This window comes from Pseudoalteromonas sp. P1-13-1a, from assembly GCF_001401875.1.
Classification (GTDB): Bacteria; Pseudomonadota; Gammaproteobacteria; order Enterobacterales; family Alteromonadaceae; genus Pseudoalteromonas.
The window spans coordinates 1-16,340 of record NZ_LKDV01000012.1 but is presented as its reverse complement, the minus strand read 5'-3'; the positions used below and the strand labels follow the sequence as shown (position 1 = coordinate 16,340).

The window sequence follows — 16,340 nt, the reverse complement described above, 5'->3', positions numbered from 1 at the left end:
CAAAATTAAAGAGTGAGTAGTATTTATGGGCTCTAGCAAAAATCAGCTTAACTTAGACTTAGGACAAGAGCATATTACTATCCAACGCCGTTATGAAGCATTGGGCGCAGTTAACGATTTTTTAATTGCGGTGTGGTTTTTAATTGGTAGTTTTTTCTTTTTAAATGAGTCATTAATTGAAAGCGGTACCTGGCTTTTTATAGCGGGCAGTGCGCAATTAATAATAAAGCCTGTATTAAAATTAATGAGTTTAGTGCACGTTAAAAAAGTGTTTCATTCTAATAATACTCACTAGGCGTTAAGGTATTGTCATTAATAATTTAATGACTATTTGCAACAAAGGGAATGCAATGAGAGTCTTAAAGTGGACTTTGGGCGCAAGTTTTAATTTTATTAATAGCGGGTTTACTCATTCCTGAGAAGCTAGTAATTCCTGTGCAAGGCGCTACAAGTAAGGATTGGAATCACAATACATTTTGGTATGCGCCATGGGGGCGCTCAGGTGTGCATAAAGGCATTGATATTTTTGGCGCTAAAAACACGCCTGTGGTTGCTGCAACAAGCGGCATTGTTATTTTTTCAGGCGAACTAAACCAAGGTGGCAAAGTGGTTGCGGTATTAGGTGCAAAATGGCGCGTGCACTATTTTGCACATTTAAATGACTACCATGTAAGTGCAGGGGATGTAGTTAACATAAACAGTCAAATTGGCTTACTGGGTGATACCGGTAATGCTGCAGGAAAGCAACCTCATGTGCATTATTCTATACTATCGCTTGTGCCTATACCGTGGCTTTATACAACACAAAGCCAAGGGTGGAGACAAATGTTTTTTTTAAACCCGCATAAAAAATTGACTGCTCACTAACCCAGTTTTATGCATAGATGGCTTTTACTAATTAACTGCCATAGTAGCTAAATCGTTTGTTTTTACAGTATTTTTTAAAAGTGAAAGAAACGCTATTTACAGTAGGCATTAGACTAAAGTCTATAAGTTAGATTTTCTCACTTATTAGGTTTGTTTTTATCGTTTGTCGCTGTAACCAAAATTATCTAAAGTTAAGTTGTCGGCAACAAGTACGACTAACCAAACAGGAAGATAATCATGAAACGTACACTTTTAAAAACCATCGCTCTTGGCTCATTCTTAACTTGCTCAGCTGCTGCAATGGCTGATCAAAGTGACTACAAATTAATGGTTATTGAAGATTCTGTAACCGCAGCGCCGGAGTTTGAACAGCCATTTAATAGCTGTGCACTTAATGTAGAGTCTAAAAACTACACAGAAGCGGAAGCCATTTGTACACAAGCAATAGCCTTATTAAAAGAAAGCCGCGGCCCACGTTTAAAAGTACGCGAACTAACATCGTTTGCATTAAGTAACCGTGGAGTAGCTCGCATGATGGCCAAAAAAGATACCGCAGGCCTTTCAGATTTATACGAAGCGTACCAAATCTCTAAAAACTCACTGGTATCTCATAATTTAACGCGTGCTAAAGAAGATTTATCTTTATAAGCGGAAATTATTAAAGCCCCAGTTTGGTAGCTACTTAACTGGGTTTTTGCATTATAAGTGAAAATATTGAACATGCTTTTTAAATTGTTTATTTGGCAGTAATCTTCACTTTATATGTTAATTAGTTGTGTTCCTTTATCTGCCTGTACTTACGCTATTTTTGTAACCCTTTGAATAACAATATTCTAGGTCACCCATTAATATTGTTAGCTCCCCACCATTTAAAAAAAGATCCAATCGCACTTTTGAATCGTCTATTATATCTAAAAACGGGACTATTCCGTTTGTAAGCTCTTATAAAGTAAACCTTATTATCATCATAAAGCTTTATGTTTTGGCCTTTTTTATTTAAAGTTGTAAGGATTTTACTGATTCAGTTAGTATTAATGTTTATTTAATCTACTCATAATTAATTTGAGTAGGTTGTTTTTGCGTGTTAGTTGCTATTTCTAATTAAAAAATTATATAAGTAACTGCGCTCTTAGGAAGCTACGTAATTTTTGCGTAGGTAAAAGGATTTAAAAATGAAATTCAAATTCAATAGCGTAGTTGCGTCTTTTATTGTTGCAACTATTAGCCTTTCTGTTACCGCCGAAGATATAGAGCTTTACGTAAACCACAATGTAGAAACCGATGAAAAGCCTCGAGTTTTAATTGTATTTGATACATCTGGGAGTATGTGGGATAAACTTCCTGATAATGGGCCAAGAAAAATTGATGCTGCTAAAGATGCAATGACCGACTTGATTAATAATAATGAGTCGATTGATTTTGGTCTTATGCGCTTTCAAAATAACTACGGCGGGTATGTTATGGCTGAAATTGGCTCTTCAAGAACTACGGTTAAAAATCAGATAAAGAGCCTACCTGCTAGTGGTAGTACACCAGTTACTGAAACATTATGGGAAGCTTATTTATACTTAACTGGGCAACAAGTTTTATACGGGTATGAAGAATATTCAGGAGATGAAGGTTTTTTAAGGAAAACGATTACTTATGAAAAAAATTATTATAAAAAAAATAAAAAAGTAACCACTCTTACATATATTTCGCCATTCGAAACTGATTTAGATAGCGATGAGCGCTGTGATAATTCTATTAACCTTATTTTAATGACGGATGGCGATCCGCAAAGTGACACTGAAAGTAATAATGATATAAAAGATTTATACAAACAAAAATTTGGTTACAACCCCAGTAAAACAAGTAGTAGTTATTTGGCTGCACTAGCACAAATAATTCATGGAACAAGTGATGTAGAAGTTGATTTGTACGATAGCACGCCTGAAATAGCCGATAGTGGACGAGTATTTACCATAGGTTTTGGCAGTGGAATGAGTACTAAAGGTAAAAAGCTACTAGAACAAACAGCTCAAGTAGGTGGTGGAGAATATTTACATGCAAATACTTCTGCGGAGCTTTCAGAGAAATTAAATAGCACCATTTCTAAAATAAGAGAAGTAAACGATACTTTTTCCTCCCCAACTGTTGCCAGTAATAATGTTGACCAAACTCGTAGCCGTGAGGCTATTTATTTTACAATGTTCTACCCAGAAACCGGTGCTCGTTGGGGCGGGAATTTAAAAAAACTAGCTATGTCGGGCTCTACCATTGTTGACTCAACAGGTAATGAGGCAATAGGTGACGATGGCTTAATTAAAGAAGACGCTCGCACGTTTTGGCTACCCTCAAATAAACCGGCCGATGGTAATTTAGTCGCACAAGGGGGCGTAAACTACTTACTTTCAAGTTTAGATTCACAAAGCCGTAAGCTGTATATAGATTCAGGCGGCAAAATTGTTGATTTTACCTTTGATAGAGTAGAAGAAATTTTAAATATAGTGTCAGATGCCATCGGGGGCATCATACCAGGTACTGATATTGCTATATCGAGCACTGATATTAGCTGGGCAAGAGGCATGGATGTAGATAACGAAGATGGTGATGCCTCATCAGTAGATCAGCGTGCTAATATTTTTGGTGATCCGTTGCACTCTAAGCCGGTATCTATTGATTATGGTGATGGCAACATACGTATTTTAGTGGGTACTAATGCTGGCTTTTTACACATGTTTAACGATAAAGGTGACAGCATTGAAGAAGAGTGGGCATTTATACCTGCTGAGCTTTTAAAAAATATACCTGCACTTCGTACCAATCAAGCCAATACCAAAGTGTATGGTATGGATGGGCCCATTAGTGTGTTTTTTAACAATAAAAGTTTAAACAGTGACGGCTTAAATGACGGCGTAATAGATGCCACTAAAGGTGATGAAGTATGGGCGTTTGCTGGCATGCGCCGCGGGGGGGAAAACTATTACGCACTTGATATTAGCTCACCAGATAAACCAAAACAGTTATGGAATAAACCTATTGTTGGTGGCTCGCAAGGGTTTGAATACTTAGCTCAAACCTGGTCTAAACCGCAAATAGCCTATATTAAGGCGTTTGGCGATGAGCCTTTACTGGTATTTGGTGGCGGATACGATACAAACAAAGACAACGCAATTCGAAGTGAGGATAACTCTGGTACAGCCATTTACATTGTTAAAGCTAAAACCGGTGAAAGAGTATGGGCACTAACACCCGATGATAACAATTTTCAAGGTAAGCACAGTATAGCTGCCGATATAGCAACGCTTGACTCCGATTACGATGGCTATATTGACCGTTTATATGCTACTGATACTGGGGGGAACATTTGGCGTGTTGATATGCCAGGTGCTGACAAAAATAGTTTTTCTCATTACAAATTAGCAGAGCTTGGCAGTTCATTAGCAACGCAAGACCGACGCTTTTTTTACAAGCCATTAGTCGCACGAACTATGTTTAGTAAAGTAAGTAAAACGAGCTATGGTGGTGAGGAAATAACCACACGGTTAGACACACCTTACGATGCAATTGTGATAGGCAGTGGTAATCGATCAAACCCGCTTGCAACCAATGAGCAAGATCACCTTTACATGATTCGTGATGAGCATACCGTGACTCAAACCTTCGATTCACAAAATACACCAGAGCCCATACTGCCAGGTGATTTAATGCTTATGAATGACGACCCATTTGGTAATGCACTAGATAATGTTGATGAGTTTGTAGAACTTGAAGCCGATTTAGCTGGCTTTAAAGGGTGGCGATATGAGCTAAGTAATGGTGAAAAATCATTGGCTGCAGCCACCGTGGTAGGAGGTGTAGCTTATTATACATCGTTTACACCTGCTCTGGAGTCTGATAAAAATCAGTGCTCTTTAACGGGGGGCGGAGGTGCAATGTACGCTTTTCATTTACACTATGGCACAAAAGTGTACGACCAACTTAAATTTACTACCAGCTACGATGTACCCGATACCGCTCAGTTGTATTTTGGTGAAGGCGACTCATGTATAGATGCTAACAATAATGGATTATGTGATGTGCCAACACCTGATGATGGTATCCCAGGTGATGGCTACGAGTACGAAGAAACAGTACCTGTTAGCCAAGTGAGCCAGTTTTATTTAATTGGCCCAAGCCTAACTGGTGAAGGCGCCGTAAACCCAATCAAACCGCCTGAAATTAACGGCCCAGGGCTAACTGTTGTTGATGGTAAAGTGAAACTTGTAAATGACAGCGATACATTAGGTTTTGGCTTCAAAACACAGCAAACTTATATCTACAAGCGTGAAGAAAACGACTCGTCGTCTGATTAGGTTGTCTTAAGCTTTAAGATTACGTGTTGTTATTATTTACTGCGCATGCCTTTAAAAGGCATGCGCTAACTTACTCGCTAATACGACTAGAGCCCAAAATAAACCTTGCTACGTTAAAGTGTTCTGATTAAGAAAGATCACCGCAGCGCCTTCTATCTCAAATAAATTACCTACCACAGCCTGTGGCTATAAATAAAAGCTCAGCTCTTAGCCGCTACTAAATTGCGTTAGCGCATAAAAAAAGCGCATTATCCTAATATTAAAAATAGATATACGTATATCGGCTTGTTTATGAATTGAACGTAAATAAACCAGTTTATGTGTAAATGAATATTAAATAAGTCACTAAATAGTAAAGCAATATTTGCATAACATGACTAAAAAAATGTTTTATAAAACTTACCAATTTTAATGGTTGCTAGTGCTTAATTTTGCCGCTATTTTAAGGTTAAGTTGTATTAGATGGAATTAGTATGAGTTTCAAATTGATCTCTTTTTGCTATTGTATTCCCGTACTCTTTTTAAATGGTTGCGATGAGGAAGTGGGTTTATTTAGTAGCAGTAAAACACCGTTAGTGGCTAAAAAAGAAAACGCTAATTTACCGGTGGCTGCTGTAGAAAAACAGCGACTTGCTGTAGAAGGCCTAATAGAGGGAGTTGTACCAAGTCATTGTAAACGCGGGGAAACAGCCTATATAAATGCTAAAATGCAAAAGGTGATACGAAACCCAACCGCAAATGTGACTTATACACTAAAACCCACTGACAATATTTTGTCTGTGTGTGTGGCTAATGATAACTCGGCTATTACTTATCGTTATGGCACGGAGCAAAAAATTGGCCTAGAGTACAAAGCCACAGCAGCGCAGCCATTTGGTAGCTACTATCGCCAAATAGGAAAAATAGGCGAAAGCATTTTGTTTTTTAACAAAGGCAATTACTATTACTACATTATTAATGCAGGTGGAATGGGTAGTGGTGTTACAGTGAATGTATATAAAAATAAAACGCTTATAGGGGAGTTTTTCTCCGGTAATGAAGCCTATAACGATTTTGTTATTGCCAGCAATTTAGACCTACCAAAGTCGTTAGCTAAAGAGCTAAAACCACATATAAACACAATGCAATGAAAGAACTTAGCAAAGCACAGTGTCACATTATTGAACAAGGGCAGTGGTTTTCTGGCCGAGATACACACTTAAAGCAGTTTTTACTAAGCCACGCAAAATGTTTAAGCCTAAGCGCGCACCAATCGCTTTTTTTACGAGGTGACGAACACGACGGTATTTATGCTGTATTAAGTGGTGTGGTGCGTATTAGTGGGGTAAGTAACAATGGTAAAGAAGCTGTTTTAAGCTTTGTTGACGCCTCGCTGTGGTTTGGCGAAGTCACTTTATTTGACCGCGGAATGCGCACCCACGATGTTTATGCGCAAACCGATGTGACACTGTGTTTTGTTCCTCATCGTGCACTTGAGCAACTGTTAAAACAATATCCGCATTATTGGCAAGACTTTGGGTTACTCCTTGCCCAAAAATTGCGTGTTATGTTTACTAGCATGGAAGATCACGCACTATTAAGCGCCGAGCAACGTGTAGCAAAACGCTTACTCATATTGTGTGCACACTTAGCGCAAAGTAATGGCCATACGTTTACTCTGTCGCAGCAACAATTGGCTGATATGACATACCTTACACGGCAAACCGCCAATCAAATCCTCAAAAAATTAGCAAAGCAGCAACTCATCGAACTTGGCTATAACAAAGTAACCATTTTAAACCAATCAGCTTTAGAGCAACTTTGTAGCCAGTAAATGTCGGCAACCCGACAGAGTCATATTTTAAAAGCCTGATATAGTGTAAAAAAACACAATAAAAGGCACACACATGAAAACCCTACAGCAACAACTTGGTACATACGGTTTGTACCATCGCTCTAAACGTAACGTCTTAACTCATTTTTTTGGCATTCCGCTTATTGTATTTGCCGTGCTGTGCTTGTTAGCACGTATTCAAATACCCATTGGCAGCTTAATTATTGATGGTGCGCAGCTTTTTGTTTTTGCAAGTGTGGTGTATTACTTAATGCTGAGCGTGTCGCTTGGCTTAATAATGGGTGTTTTGTTTACCTTATTACTTTTAGCGGCGCAGCCAATCGCGGCACTGGCTTTTTGGCCTTGGTTAAGTATTGGCGCTGGCGTATTTGTATTTGGTTGGGTATTACAGTTTATTGGCCATTATTATGAAGGTAAAAAGCCCGCGTTTGTGGATGATTTAATCGGTTTAATTATTGGCCCTTTATATGTAACCGTTGAACTTTTATTCTTAATGGGTTTTTATAAAACCTTAGAAGATGAAGTTAACGCCATAGCAGGCCCAACTAAAGCATAATAATAAGCGACCTAATACGATAAGTATTAGCACCAGAGAACATAAAGGTAAATAACGCATGGATTATATAAATAAAACCGTATGGATCACAGGTGCATCATCAGGTATTGGTAAAGAGCTCGCAACTCAGTTTGCCCAGCTTGGGGCTAATGTTATTTTATCCGCCAGAAGCGTTGATAAACTTAACAAACTAAAGCAAAGCTTACACGGCGATGGCCACATTGTACTGCCACTTGATTTGTCAGCACCGGAGGCTGTTTTGGATCAGGTTACTAATTTACTCGAGACATTACCTGCAATCGATATTTTAATTAATAACGGCGGGGTGTCACAGCGCAGCCTATTTTTAGAAAACGACTTTAATGTTTACCGCCAATTAATGGAGGTTAACTACTTTGGCCTAATAGCACTTACCAAAGCGGTAGCGCCTAGTATGGTAGCAAGGCGCAGCGGCTCTATTGTTTCTATTAGTAGCGTTGCGGGTAAAGTAGGCTCTAAATTTAGAACGGGCTATTCAGGCTCTAAATACGCGGTAGTAGGCTTTATGGATTGCCTGCGTGCAGAGCTTGCAGAGCATAACATTCATTGCTTAACTATTTGCCCTGGCTCTATTAAAACCGCCATTGCACATAATTCGTTAAACGAGCAAGGCATAGCGCAAAACAAGCCAGAGCACTCAATAGAAAATGGCATGGATGTAAGCGTAGCCGCTAAAAAAATGATCCTCGCAATTGGTAATAAAAAAGACGAAGTAATTGTTGGTAAAGGCTTAAGTGGCTGGGCCCCGACCATTAAACGGTTTTTCCCTCGCTTATTTAATCGATTAACCGCTAAAACAAACTATAGGTAGCATCGGGCGATTTAGATATATAAAATGCTGTAAATTCAATCAATTTAGACAAGGATTCTAAATGAAGTATTTATGGCTTGGCCTGTTTTTTATTGTATTAATTTGGTCCGGAATTAACCCAAAAGATCAGTTTACTTGGCTGCTTGAAGTTATCCCCGCAATCATTGGTTTAGTACTTATGGCAAGCAGCTATAAGCATTTTAAACTCACCCCCATTTTATATGGCTTTATATTAGCGCATTGCATTGTGCTAATGGTTGGCGGGCATTACACCTACGCCGAAGTCCCTTGGTTTGATAACTTATTTGGCAGTGAGCGTAACAACTACGACAAAGTAGGGCACTTTTTTCAAGGGTTTGTGCCTGCATTATTAGCGCGTGAAATATTACTACGCAAAAACGTAGTAAATGGTAAAGGCTGGCTAAATGTGTTCGTTGTATCGATATGTTTAGCGTTTAGTGCTTTTTACGAACTAATAGAGTGGTGGGTTGCAGTATTAAGCGGTGAAAACGCAGAAGCATTTTTAGGTACGCAAGGGTACGTATGGGATACTCAATCTGATATGGGAATTGCGTTACTTGGGGCTATTTGCTCGCTGTTAGTGCTTTCAAAAGTACACGATAAACAGTTAAAAAATGTTAAAGATTACTGATTCAAATTTTATGATAAAAAGACAATAAGCTATGACTGTAAATACCCGCAATTTCACAATAAGCACAGATAAAAGCAAGCTTAACATGAGCGTTATTTATAACTTTATTGCTAATAGCTATTGGGCTAAAGGAATACCCAAAAGCGTGATGCAAAAAGCGATTGATAACTCAATGTGTTTTGGTGTTTATAGTGCCCAAAACGAGCAAATAGGTTTTGCCCGTGTAGTAACCGACAACGCCACTTTTGCCTATTTGGCTGATGTATTTATTATTCCAGATTTGCAAGGTAATGGTCTGAGCAAGTTACTTGTTAAAACGATAGTAGAGCACCCTGAGCTGCAAGGGCTTAGGCGTTTTTTATTAGCCACTTCTGATGCCCATGGCCTGTATGCGCAATATGGGTTTAAACCGATAGATAATCCAGCACTGCTAATGCAAATAAATCCTACAAATGTGTATGAGGGAAATACTAGAGAGACCTAATAAACGGGGCGAAGAACAAGTTCCGTCTAATGTTCTTGTTAGTTTTTGTTGTAATCAGCCAACCATTCTAAAATTGTATTTTTATCCGCTAAAGATAAATCTAAGCTCGTTTGAGCTTCATTATCAAGGAATTTACGCGCATCAGAAGTAAACGTAGATGTTGTAACTATAATCCCAAGATTCCCGCCATTCCTAGAGTTTTTAACACCATATAAACTACGAACAACATCTACACCTACTTTGTTATTTTCCGCATAATGTTTACATTCAATAAGGTATTTAGTTTTAAAACCAAGATTATCTTTATTTAAAGCAATTATATCTTTGCCACCATCACGGGTTCTTTTGGTTAATTCAACTTCGAAGCCCTTGTCTCTAAATATTTCAGCCGTCACTTCTTCAAATTGTCGAGGAACCAATTCACCTAATAATTCAGGCTGATGTTGTAAAGAGGTTACTAATTCAGAAATACTTTCATAAAGGTCAAATAAGTCCCTAGCAGAGTAAATCTCACGTACATCTTCCGTATCAGGTTTATTTAAAGCATTTGCACCTTCACATTTATCGATAGTAAAATTTATTATCCCTATAGGATATTCTGAAACTTCAAATTTCAATTCAATATCATTACTACATTCATAACAACTACATTGATATGTTAAAACATGTATTTCTTCATAACCCATTGAACGCTCAGATCCCATAAAATCGTGATCAAAATTGTCAATGGGAATAGAGTCAGTCTCTGAACATTGATCGCAAGCGTATTCAATATCACCTGTAAACTGCCACATGCAGTAATCTCCGAGAAAAAGTTAACGCCCAACTAACAGGCTTAAAGTTGTTTGTTAAAATTTTGAGGAACGAAAAACAACAAACTGTTTTTAGTCCTAGTTTATTTGCTTTTTATGTTGCTATTCAACACTAATATTAATTGTTTTGCTAACTTCTTCTGCATCTATGACATACGGCATATCAAGAGAGCCACCACGCCCACATAACCTGATAGATGCGTAATTGAAGCAATAACCTAATGGTGTTTTAACAATTTCAATGTTGTCCACGCTAGCTATGTTAAGCGTATCGATTACTCTGGGAGTTATACCGCTCTTTACTGTAACTTGTAGTTCAGATTTTTTAACAACAGCAAAGAAAGGCTCAAAAATTATGAGTAAGTCACGTAAAACATAGATGGCTGGTAATAGCAGCAGGCTTAATAAAGTATCTTGCCTAAAGTCAGAACCGAAGAGATCTTTACCTAGCCAGTTAATGGCAAAGTACACAATATAAATACCTAAAAGTTTAAAGCAAAGTTCAAGGAAAGCTTCAAGGCTTCTGATCCATTTTGATGTAGGGATTTTATCCATAACTTTTAATATACACCTATCCTAGGTCTGCTTTATGTGATTGTTATATGGCATTGACCATTTCCTTGTTAATAATAACTTCTTTTGGTATTGGACCATTATTATTAGCTCTTATCGATACTTCGTATTCACCCGTATTTTCTGAACCGGGAAGAATATGGCTTATAACTCCATATTCAGAGAATAAAGTAGAATCAAGAGTGTAGATATATCCGTCAACTAAATTACCACTGGTGGCAAATCTCCTAGCAACATTTTTACAGTTGCTAGTTGATATATAACAGCCGTTATTCATACCTGTTTCAACTTGGTGCGCCCTAACCGCATTTCCCTCTGAACTACCAAAAGTGTAACCACCACCAAAGCAAGCAGCCTTTTGCCCAAAATAAACAGGTACAGATGAATCTTTTCCTTTAGGTAGGAGCTTTCCATCATTTTCTTTATCATCAATTTCAGAAACACCTCGGTATAAATAATGCTCCATCTTATGCCTCTGCCATATAACGCCCTAATAATGAGCTAAAATTGTTGGCTAAAATGTTGAGGGACGAAAACAGCCAACTGTTTTTAGTCCTTATTAATTAGCTTGATACTCATTGAGCCTCCTCCCTAGCATCGCGATTATTCGCTACGCTGAAAAGGCAACCAACCTTACAGGAGAAAGCTCAATGAACTTTTACAATAACATGCATCCATATTATTGTGGAATCGATTTACACGCCCGATTACTTTACGTCTGTATCATTGATAATACAGGACTTATCCTTGTTCACAAGAAAATTAAAGATGACCCAGAAGCCCTATTAAAACTACTAAAACCGTATATCGGTGACATTGTGGTTGGCGTAGAATGCATGCACTGTTGGTATTGGGTCGCTGACTTTTGTAAAGAACACACTATCGACTTTATTCTCGGTCATGCGTTATATATGAAGGCGATTCATGGCGGTAAAGCCAAAAACGATAAAATAGATTCATATAAAATTGCCAAACTCATCCGTGGAGGAAACTTCCCACTTGCTTATGTCTATGACAAAGATATGCGTGCTACGCGCGATTTATTACGCCGAAGAACTAAAATTGTTCGCCACGGGGCTGATTTAAAAGCCCATGTCGCCAATACCGCCAGCCAGTACAATTTACCTGCCCACAACGTGAATTTAAAGAACGTCTGCGATAGAGAAAAGATGCGGTATTACTTCCCTGATCCCGTTGTGCAACGATCCATTAATTTAAATATGGCCATACTCGATTGCTACCACAATGAGCTTAAGCCTTTAGAGCATTATATTGAACAAATGGCCAAGCAACACAATCCTGTCCACCTTAATATCTTACAAACAATTAATGGTATAGGCCGCATTCTCGCACTTACCATTATTTATGAAATTGGTGACATCAATCGCTTTTCAAGCGTACAAAAGTTCGCTTCATATAGTCGGTTAGTCAAATGTAAAGCAGAGTCTGCCGGTAAAACCTATGGCACCCAAGGCAACAAAATTGGCAATGCACATCTAAAATGGGCGTTCTGTGAAGCCGCAGTATTGCTGCTGCGTCACAATCATAACGTCAACAAATACCTCGAAAAACTACAAAAACGAATGAGCAAAGCCAAAGCACTGTCAGCGCTTGCGCATAAGCTTGGTCGCTGTGTTTATTATATGCTTAAAAAAGAGACGGTATTCGATGAAGCAAAATTCTTAAAGAGTTAGTCACGGTACTGAGTGAGCTGAACATCTAACTGGATATAAGGCTGAGCATCAATCAATTGGATGAGTTAATAACCAACAAGGTTTAACCTGATTATATGCCTACAGACCTAAGCCACTTGTCTTGATTAGACGCTCAGTACGCGTGCATTAATACAATAAACAAAGTCGCTTACACCTGACTTGATAACTGCGTTACGCACCTTAATCTAACTGGATCATAATGATGAAACCAGCCGCCTTGAATAGTGCCATGATGAGGTTAACCGATGAATGTCTAGTGCCCCAGCAACCCCAAAAGGATATGGGAAAAACCTGGCTGCGATGAGATCGCAATAAGAGATTACTGCGTAACGCACCCTATATGTGTTTGCCGTAAGCTACTTGCTTAACAGCCGTATCGACAGACGAAGTAAACGAATTTGTTTATTGATTTAGAATTGACCGTCAATTTATAAAAACGGTCAAAAAGAACACTAATGCCTATTGACAGAGTTAAGGCTCATATGTGTTAGCTTACAGTTCCCCTTGCTTAGTAGGGAAAAAATTAGGGCTTACCTCAAGGTTACCGATAAACTTCCCATCAGCTTCTTTGAGCGCAAAACTAGCTAAATGATTATCATCTTCATCTTGTGCCCCTCCAATGACGAATTCTTTTCCATCATATTTAACCTGTCGTGAATCTAAATCACTGTAATTAGATTCATAATTCATGACAATGATAATTTGCAGAGGACTATCTTCAAGCCCATTTTTATCCTTAAAAATATAGTGTTTATTTAGATCAAAACCAACTTCTATCCAAGGATCTTCGCCGCCTTCTTCATTATCTTTTAATTCTTTAGAAGCCAGCTTGCTGATGTTTGCAGATACAAAGGTATCTAAGGCAAACTTGTGCACGGAAATAAATTCATCTTTAAATAGGACTGTTACTGAATTGTCAAAAATAAAATTTTTGTCGACTCCTTCTGAAAAAACAACACTTAAGTTTCGTAAAGAGTAATTTCTAGCATATATTGATAGACCTTTTAACTTTTCATATTTTTTTGACCAATTTTCAGATTTCGCATCGTTAAATGTAAGTAACCTGATATTATTCTTCTTTGCGTATTTTTTTGAGGTGCTTGTAAAACCATTTTTTGAAACAACAACGGTCTGATTAATTCCAACTTTTCTATGTTTCTCTTTGAAGCTTTCAATTGAACGGACATCAAGAGGTCTTGATGTTGCTGTACACTCAACACCTATTTTTATATTGCAATTTAAAAGCTCGCTTTCAATCAATATGTCGATTTCTCTATCTGTTTCGGACTCATGATCATATAACATTGCTGATTCTGTAACTTTTGCATCAGATGGAGCTAAAGAACGATTAATTATTTTCACTAACTTTTGAAATTCATTCGTGCGAGCTGGCAATATGATGACTCCAATGCTTGGTTTTGTAAGCTAACGCTTTGCTAAGCGGCTAAAAATCGCTGGCTATAATAGCGAGGGACGAGCACAGCCAGCTGTTTGTGTCCGTTTAAGCAACTTGTTAGAGCTACATTACTTCTTGAGTTTTATAAGCTCTTTTAATGGTTTTAATTGCCCTATATCAGGATAAAGCAATTTTAATTTACTTGTATCTCTCTCATATTCATCACCTATGTTTACTGCTATATCGAGGCAACCATCCACTCGTATTTCACCGAGATATTTAACCTCACCTTTTTCGATTTTAAATGGAGATAAAACCTCTTCATAATCTACATCTAACATTGGATGCCTTTGCTCGAACCAAAAATCATATGAACCAGCAGGCAATGATACTATTTGAAATAAGCCTCTTGATTCTGGGTAATCTTTTTCTACATATCGATTAGTTACAAAAAACTGTGATTTAGCTAAATTTAATATTTGCTCATCCGATTCTTTTTTTAGAGCCAAATAAACACTGTGCACTGTACACTCTTCAATTGACGCAGTTGAAAAATAAGCAATGCCGCTATTAGTTAACTCGGTAGCTGATAATTTAGGCTTAACATGAGGATTAACACACCCCGTAAGTCCTAAAGTTAAAAGAATAAAAAATAGTTTAGATATACTCATAATTTCCTTGTAGCTCTAACGCTAAGCTAAGGGGCAAAACTGCTGTGCAATAATATGCGAAGCATAGCACAGTGGTTTTGTCCCAGTGAACGGAGTGAACGACTTAAGCGCCTTGTTAGATGCCTTACGCATTGGCTAAAAACAACTCGGCTTGTTTAGGGGATTTTATGCGAATAACCTTTACACTGTCTGCGAGTTCGCTAACAAAGAGCTTTGTATATTTTTGCTTGGTTTTCCAATAGTTTTGAAGCATCCAAAGGATGACTGATTTGGATGACAGAAAATTACGTCTGAATGATTCTCTATTTCCTGTGCCTTCCCATATTTCTTGTTTTGACCATGAGCGTTTAAGTGAACGAAAAAGGATTTGTTTAAACGTATGGAAAAAGCTGTAATCCAACCAAACGATAGTGTCTACGTAGCGCCACTTGAGAGTGTTAGTTTTTGATTGATTCCCATCCAATACCCACTTTTTTTGTTCCATAAGACTTTGTAACTCAAGAAGAAAGTCTTTTGTTTCCAAGTGCTCCCAATTTGGAAGCCAGAAAATGGCATCCATTTCTATGTACGGTACATCCAATTTTTCAGCCAGACGACGGCTAAAATGAGATTTACCGCTTCCACTTGTTCCGATTACATTAATTCTATTCATTATTGAAAATCTGACTGGCATCTAACAGCTTTATCAGAGGACACTTTCCTCTTTTTATGAGCAATGTATGTCCTCTTAATTATTTTTAATATTAATAACAAATCCTGTAACACATTGCGAGTATTAAACTTTAAGGCGGGGTGTTCTTTTTATGGCAGGTGGAAAAGAGGAAAGCGTCCTCATTTTATGACTTAGGAGGAAAACCGTCATTGCTTTAGTAAAAGCAGCAACTAACGTTTTAAAAATGAAAACCAAAACACTTTTTAAATCATTTAATATTCACTAAAAACACGGTGGCAATAACGTGAGTAACCACCTTAAGCACACTTGTTTATGTAAGCCTATTATAAAAGGTGGTTTTTGGCTGGTGGAGGCTATAAAACGAGGTGATGAATTATTTACTAAACGCGTCTTTCTACTTTTAAAACAGTACAGACACGATATTTATACCAATCGACTTAAATATTTAGCCTCTCTCGCGTGCTAAATAAAGCGTTAACTGCGTTATAAATTTCTCATGTAGAACAACTACATGTCGAAATTTATGCCTTGTTATCACTCTATTTATCCGTCGCTATAAATGTCTAATTACTTAACACGATTGGTATTATCTGGCTTTTTTGCTTCAAGCGCTTCTATTTCACTCCAGATTTTTTCGGCTTCTGCGCTTAACATGGCGTAGCTTTTAATGTCGCCTTTACGCTGTGCTTGCATGCCTTGCTCAAGTTTTGCGTCGTACTCTTTGCGTAGTTTTTTTGTCGGGTCTGATTTAAATAGTGAAAACATGTGGCTCGCTTAGTTTTATAAAAGTATTAGGGCGTGTTGATCTTTGCGGATTGAAATTTGTTCAATCTAGGGGCGATTAAATCGCGGCGCGAGGTTTGTAACCTAGTGGGCTCGATAACTGCTCCTGCGTTATTCTAATGACTTACATCCATGTA

17 protein-coding genes and 1 pseudogene are annotated in these 16,340 nt (G+C 37.9%); 11 read left to right on the top strand and 7 right to left on the bottom strand.

What is annotated here, in order from left to right; all coding sequences use genetic code 11:
- The first annotated feature begins 25 nt into the window (after nucleotides 1–25).
- The 10 genes and pseudogenes from AN391_RS09410 (at nucleotide 26) to AN391_RS09365 (ending at nucleotide 9,580) form a co-directional block, all read left to right on the top strand.
- Nucleotides 26–295: a YrhK family protein gene (locus tag AN391_RS09410; protein WP_055015174.1), complete on the top strand. Its 270-nt coding sequence runs from the start codon at nucleotides 26–28 to the stop codon at nucleotides 293–295.
- Nucleotides 296–350: 55 nt separating this feature from the next.
- Nucleotides 351–867, top strand: a pseudogene (locus AN391_RS09405) (M23 family metallopeptidase).
- 237 nt (nucleotides 868–1,104) lie between these two features.
- Complete coding sequence (locus AN391_RS09400) at nucleotides 1,105–1,515, top strand: hypothetical protein (protein ID WP_055015172.1); 411 nt, start codon at nucleotides 1,105–1,107, stop codon at nucleotides 1,513–1,515.
- Between the two features lie 524 nt (nucleotides 1,516–2,039).
- On the top strand, nucleotides 2,040–5,204 hold the full coding sequence (locus AN391_RS09395; RefSeq protein WP_055015171.1) for a PilC/PilY family type IV pilus protein: 3,165 nt from the start codon (nucleotides 2,040–2,042) through the stop codon (nucleotides 5,202–5,204).
- Nucleotides 5,205–5,677: 473 nt separating this feature from the next.
- A complete protein-coding gene (locus AN391_RS09390) occupies nucleotides 5,678–6,334 on the top strand; it encodes a hypothetical protein (RefSeq protein ID WP_055015170.1) in 657 nt (218 codons plus the stop codon).
- Complete coding sequence (locus tag AN391_RS09385) at nucleotides 6,331–7,017, top strand: Crp/Fnr family transcriptional regulator (protein WP_055015169.1); 687 nt, start codon at nucleotides 6,331–6,333, stop codon at nucleotides 7,015–7,017. Before AN391_RS09390 ends, AN391_RS09385 begins: the two co-directional genes overlap by 4 nt.
- Nucleotides 7,018–7,090: 73 nt before the next feature.
- Complete coding sequence (locus tag AN391_RS09380) at nucleotides 7,091–7,594, top strand: DUF962 domain-containing protein (RefSeq protein ID WP_055015168.1); 504 nt, start codon at nucleotides 7,091–7,093, stop codon at nucleotides 7,592–7,594.
- Between the two features lie 58 nt (nucleotides 7,595–7,652).
- Nucleotides 7,653–8,444 (top strand): SDR family oxidoreductase, encoded by a 792-nt coding sequence (locus AN391_RS09375; RefSeq protein ID WP_055015167.1) that lies wholly within the window; start codon nucleotides 7,653–7,655, stop codon nucleotides 8,442–8,444.
- A 61-nt stretch (nucleotides 8,445–8,505) separates the two neighbouring features.
- Nucleotides 8,506–9,096 (top strand): DUF2238 domain-containing protein, encoded by a 591-nt coding sequence (locus tag AN391_RS09370; RefSeq protein ID WP_055015166.1) that lies wholly within the window; start codon nucleotides 8,506–8,508, stop codon nucleotides 9,094–9,096.
- A gap of 31 nt (nucleotides 9,097–9,127) precedes the next feature.
- Nucleotides 9,128–9,580, top strand: a complete 453-nt coding sequence (locus AN391_RS09365; RefSeq protein WP_055015165.1) for a GNAT family N-acetyltransferase — start codon at nucleotides 9,128–9,130, stop codon at nucleotides 9,578–9,580.
- A 38-nt stretch (nucleotides 9,581–9,618) separates the two neighbouring features.
- On the opposite strand, the gene AN391_RS09360 is transcribed toward AN391_RS09365, so the two are convergent.
- The 3 genes from AN391_RS09360 to AN391_RS09350 all read right to left on the bottom strand — a co-directional run bounded on the left by AN391_RS09360 (nucleotide 9,619) and on the right by AN391_RS09350 (nucleotide 11,431).
- On the bottom strand, nucleotides 9,619–10,374 hold the full coding sequence (locus tag AN391_RS09360; protein ID WP_055015164.1) for a restriction endonuclease: 756 nt from the start codon (nucleotides 10,372–10,374) through the stop codon (nucleotides 9,619–9,621).
- Nucleotides 10,375–10,494: 120 nt separating this feature from the next.
- On the bottom strand, nucleotides 10,495–10,947 hold the full coding sequence (locus AN391_RS09355) for a PH domain-containing protein (RefSeq protein WP_055015163.1): 453 nt from the start codon (nucleotides 10,945–10,947) through the stop codon (nucleotides 10,495–10,497).
- A 43-nt stretch (nucleotides 10,948–10,990) separates the two neighbouring features.
- Nucleotides 10,991–11,431, bottom strand: coding sequence for a hypothetical protein (locus AN391_RS09350; protein WP_055015162.1), 441 nt, complete (start codon nucleotides 11,429–11,431; stop codon nucleotides 10,991–10,993).
- Nucleotides 11,432–11,615: 184 nt separating this feature from the next.
- On the opposite strand from AN391_RS09350, the gene AN391_RS09345 reads away from it, so the two are divergent.
- Nucleotides 11,616–12,659 (top strand): IS110 family transposase, encoded by a 1,044-nt coding sequence (locus AN391_RS09345; protein ID WP_055015161.1) that lies wholly within the window; start codon nucleotides 11,616–11,618, stop codon nucleotides 12,657–12,659.
- 513 nt (nucleotides 12,660–13,172) lie between these two features.
- Here AN391_RS09345 and AN391_RS09340 read toward each other — a convergent pair.
- The 4 genes from AN391_RS09340 to AN391_RS09325 form a co-directional block, all read right to left on the bottom strand.
- Nucleotides 13,173–14,075: a restriction endonuclease gene (locus AN391_RS09340; protein WP_055015160.1), complete on the bottom strand. Its 903-nt coding sequence runs from the start codon at nucleotides 14,073–14,075 to the stop codon at nucleotides 13,173–13,175.
- A 129-nt stretch (nucleotides 14,076–14,204) separates the two neighbouring features.
- Entirely contained in the window at nucleotides 14,205–14,747 is a 543-nt protein-coding gene (locus AN391_RS09335; protein WP_055015159.1) for a hypothetical protein, read from the bottom strand.
- Between the two features lie 124 nt (nucleotides 14,748–14,871).
- Entirely contained in the window at nucleotides 14,872–15,399 is a 528-nt protein-coding gene (locus AN391_RS09330) for an adenylate kinase (RefSeq protein ID WP_082429320.1), read from the bottom strand.
- 588 nt (nucleotides 15,400–15,987) lie between these two features.
- Complete coding sequence (locus AN391_RS09325) at nucleotides 15,988–16,185, bottom strand: DUF6435 family protein (RefSeq protein ID WP_024033426.1); 198 nt, start codon at nucleotides 16,183–16,185, stop codon at nucleotides 15,988–15,990.
- Nucleotides 16,186–16,340: the final 155 nt, after the last annotated feature.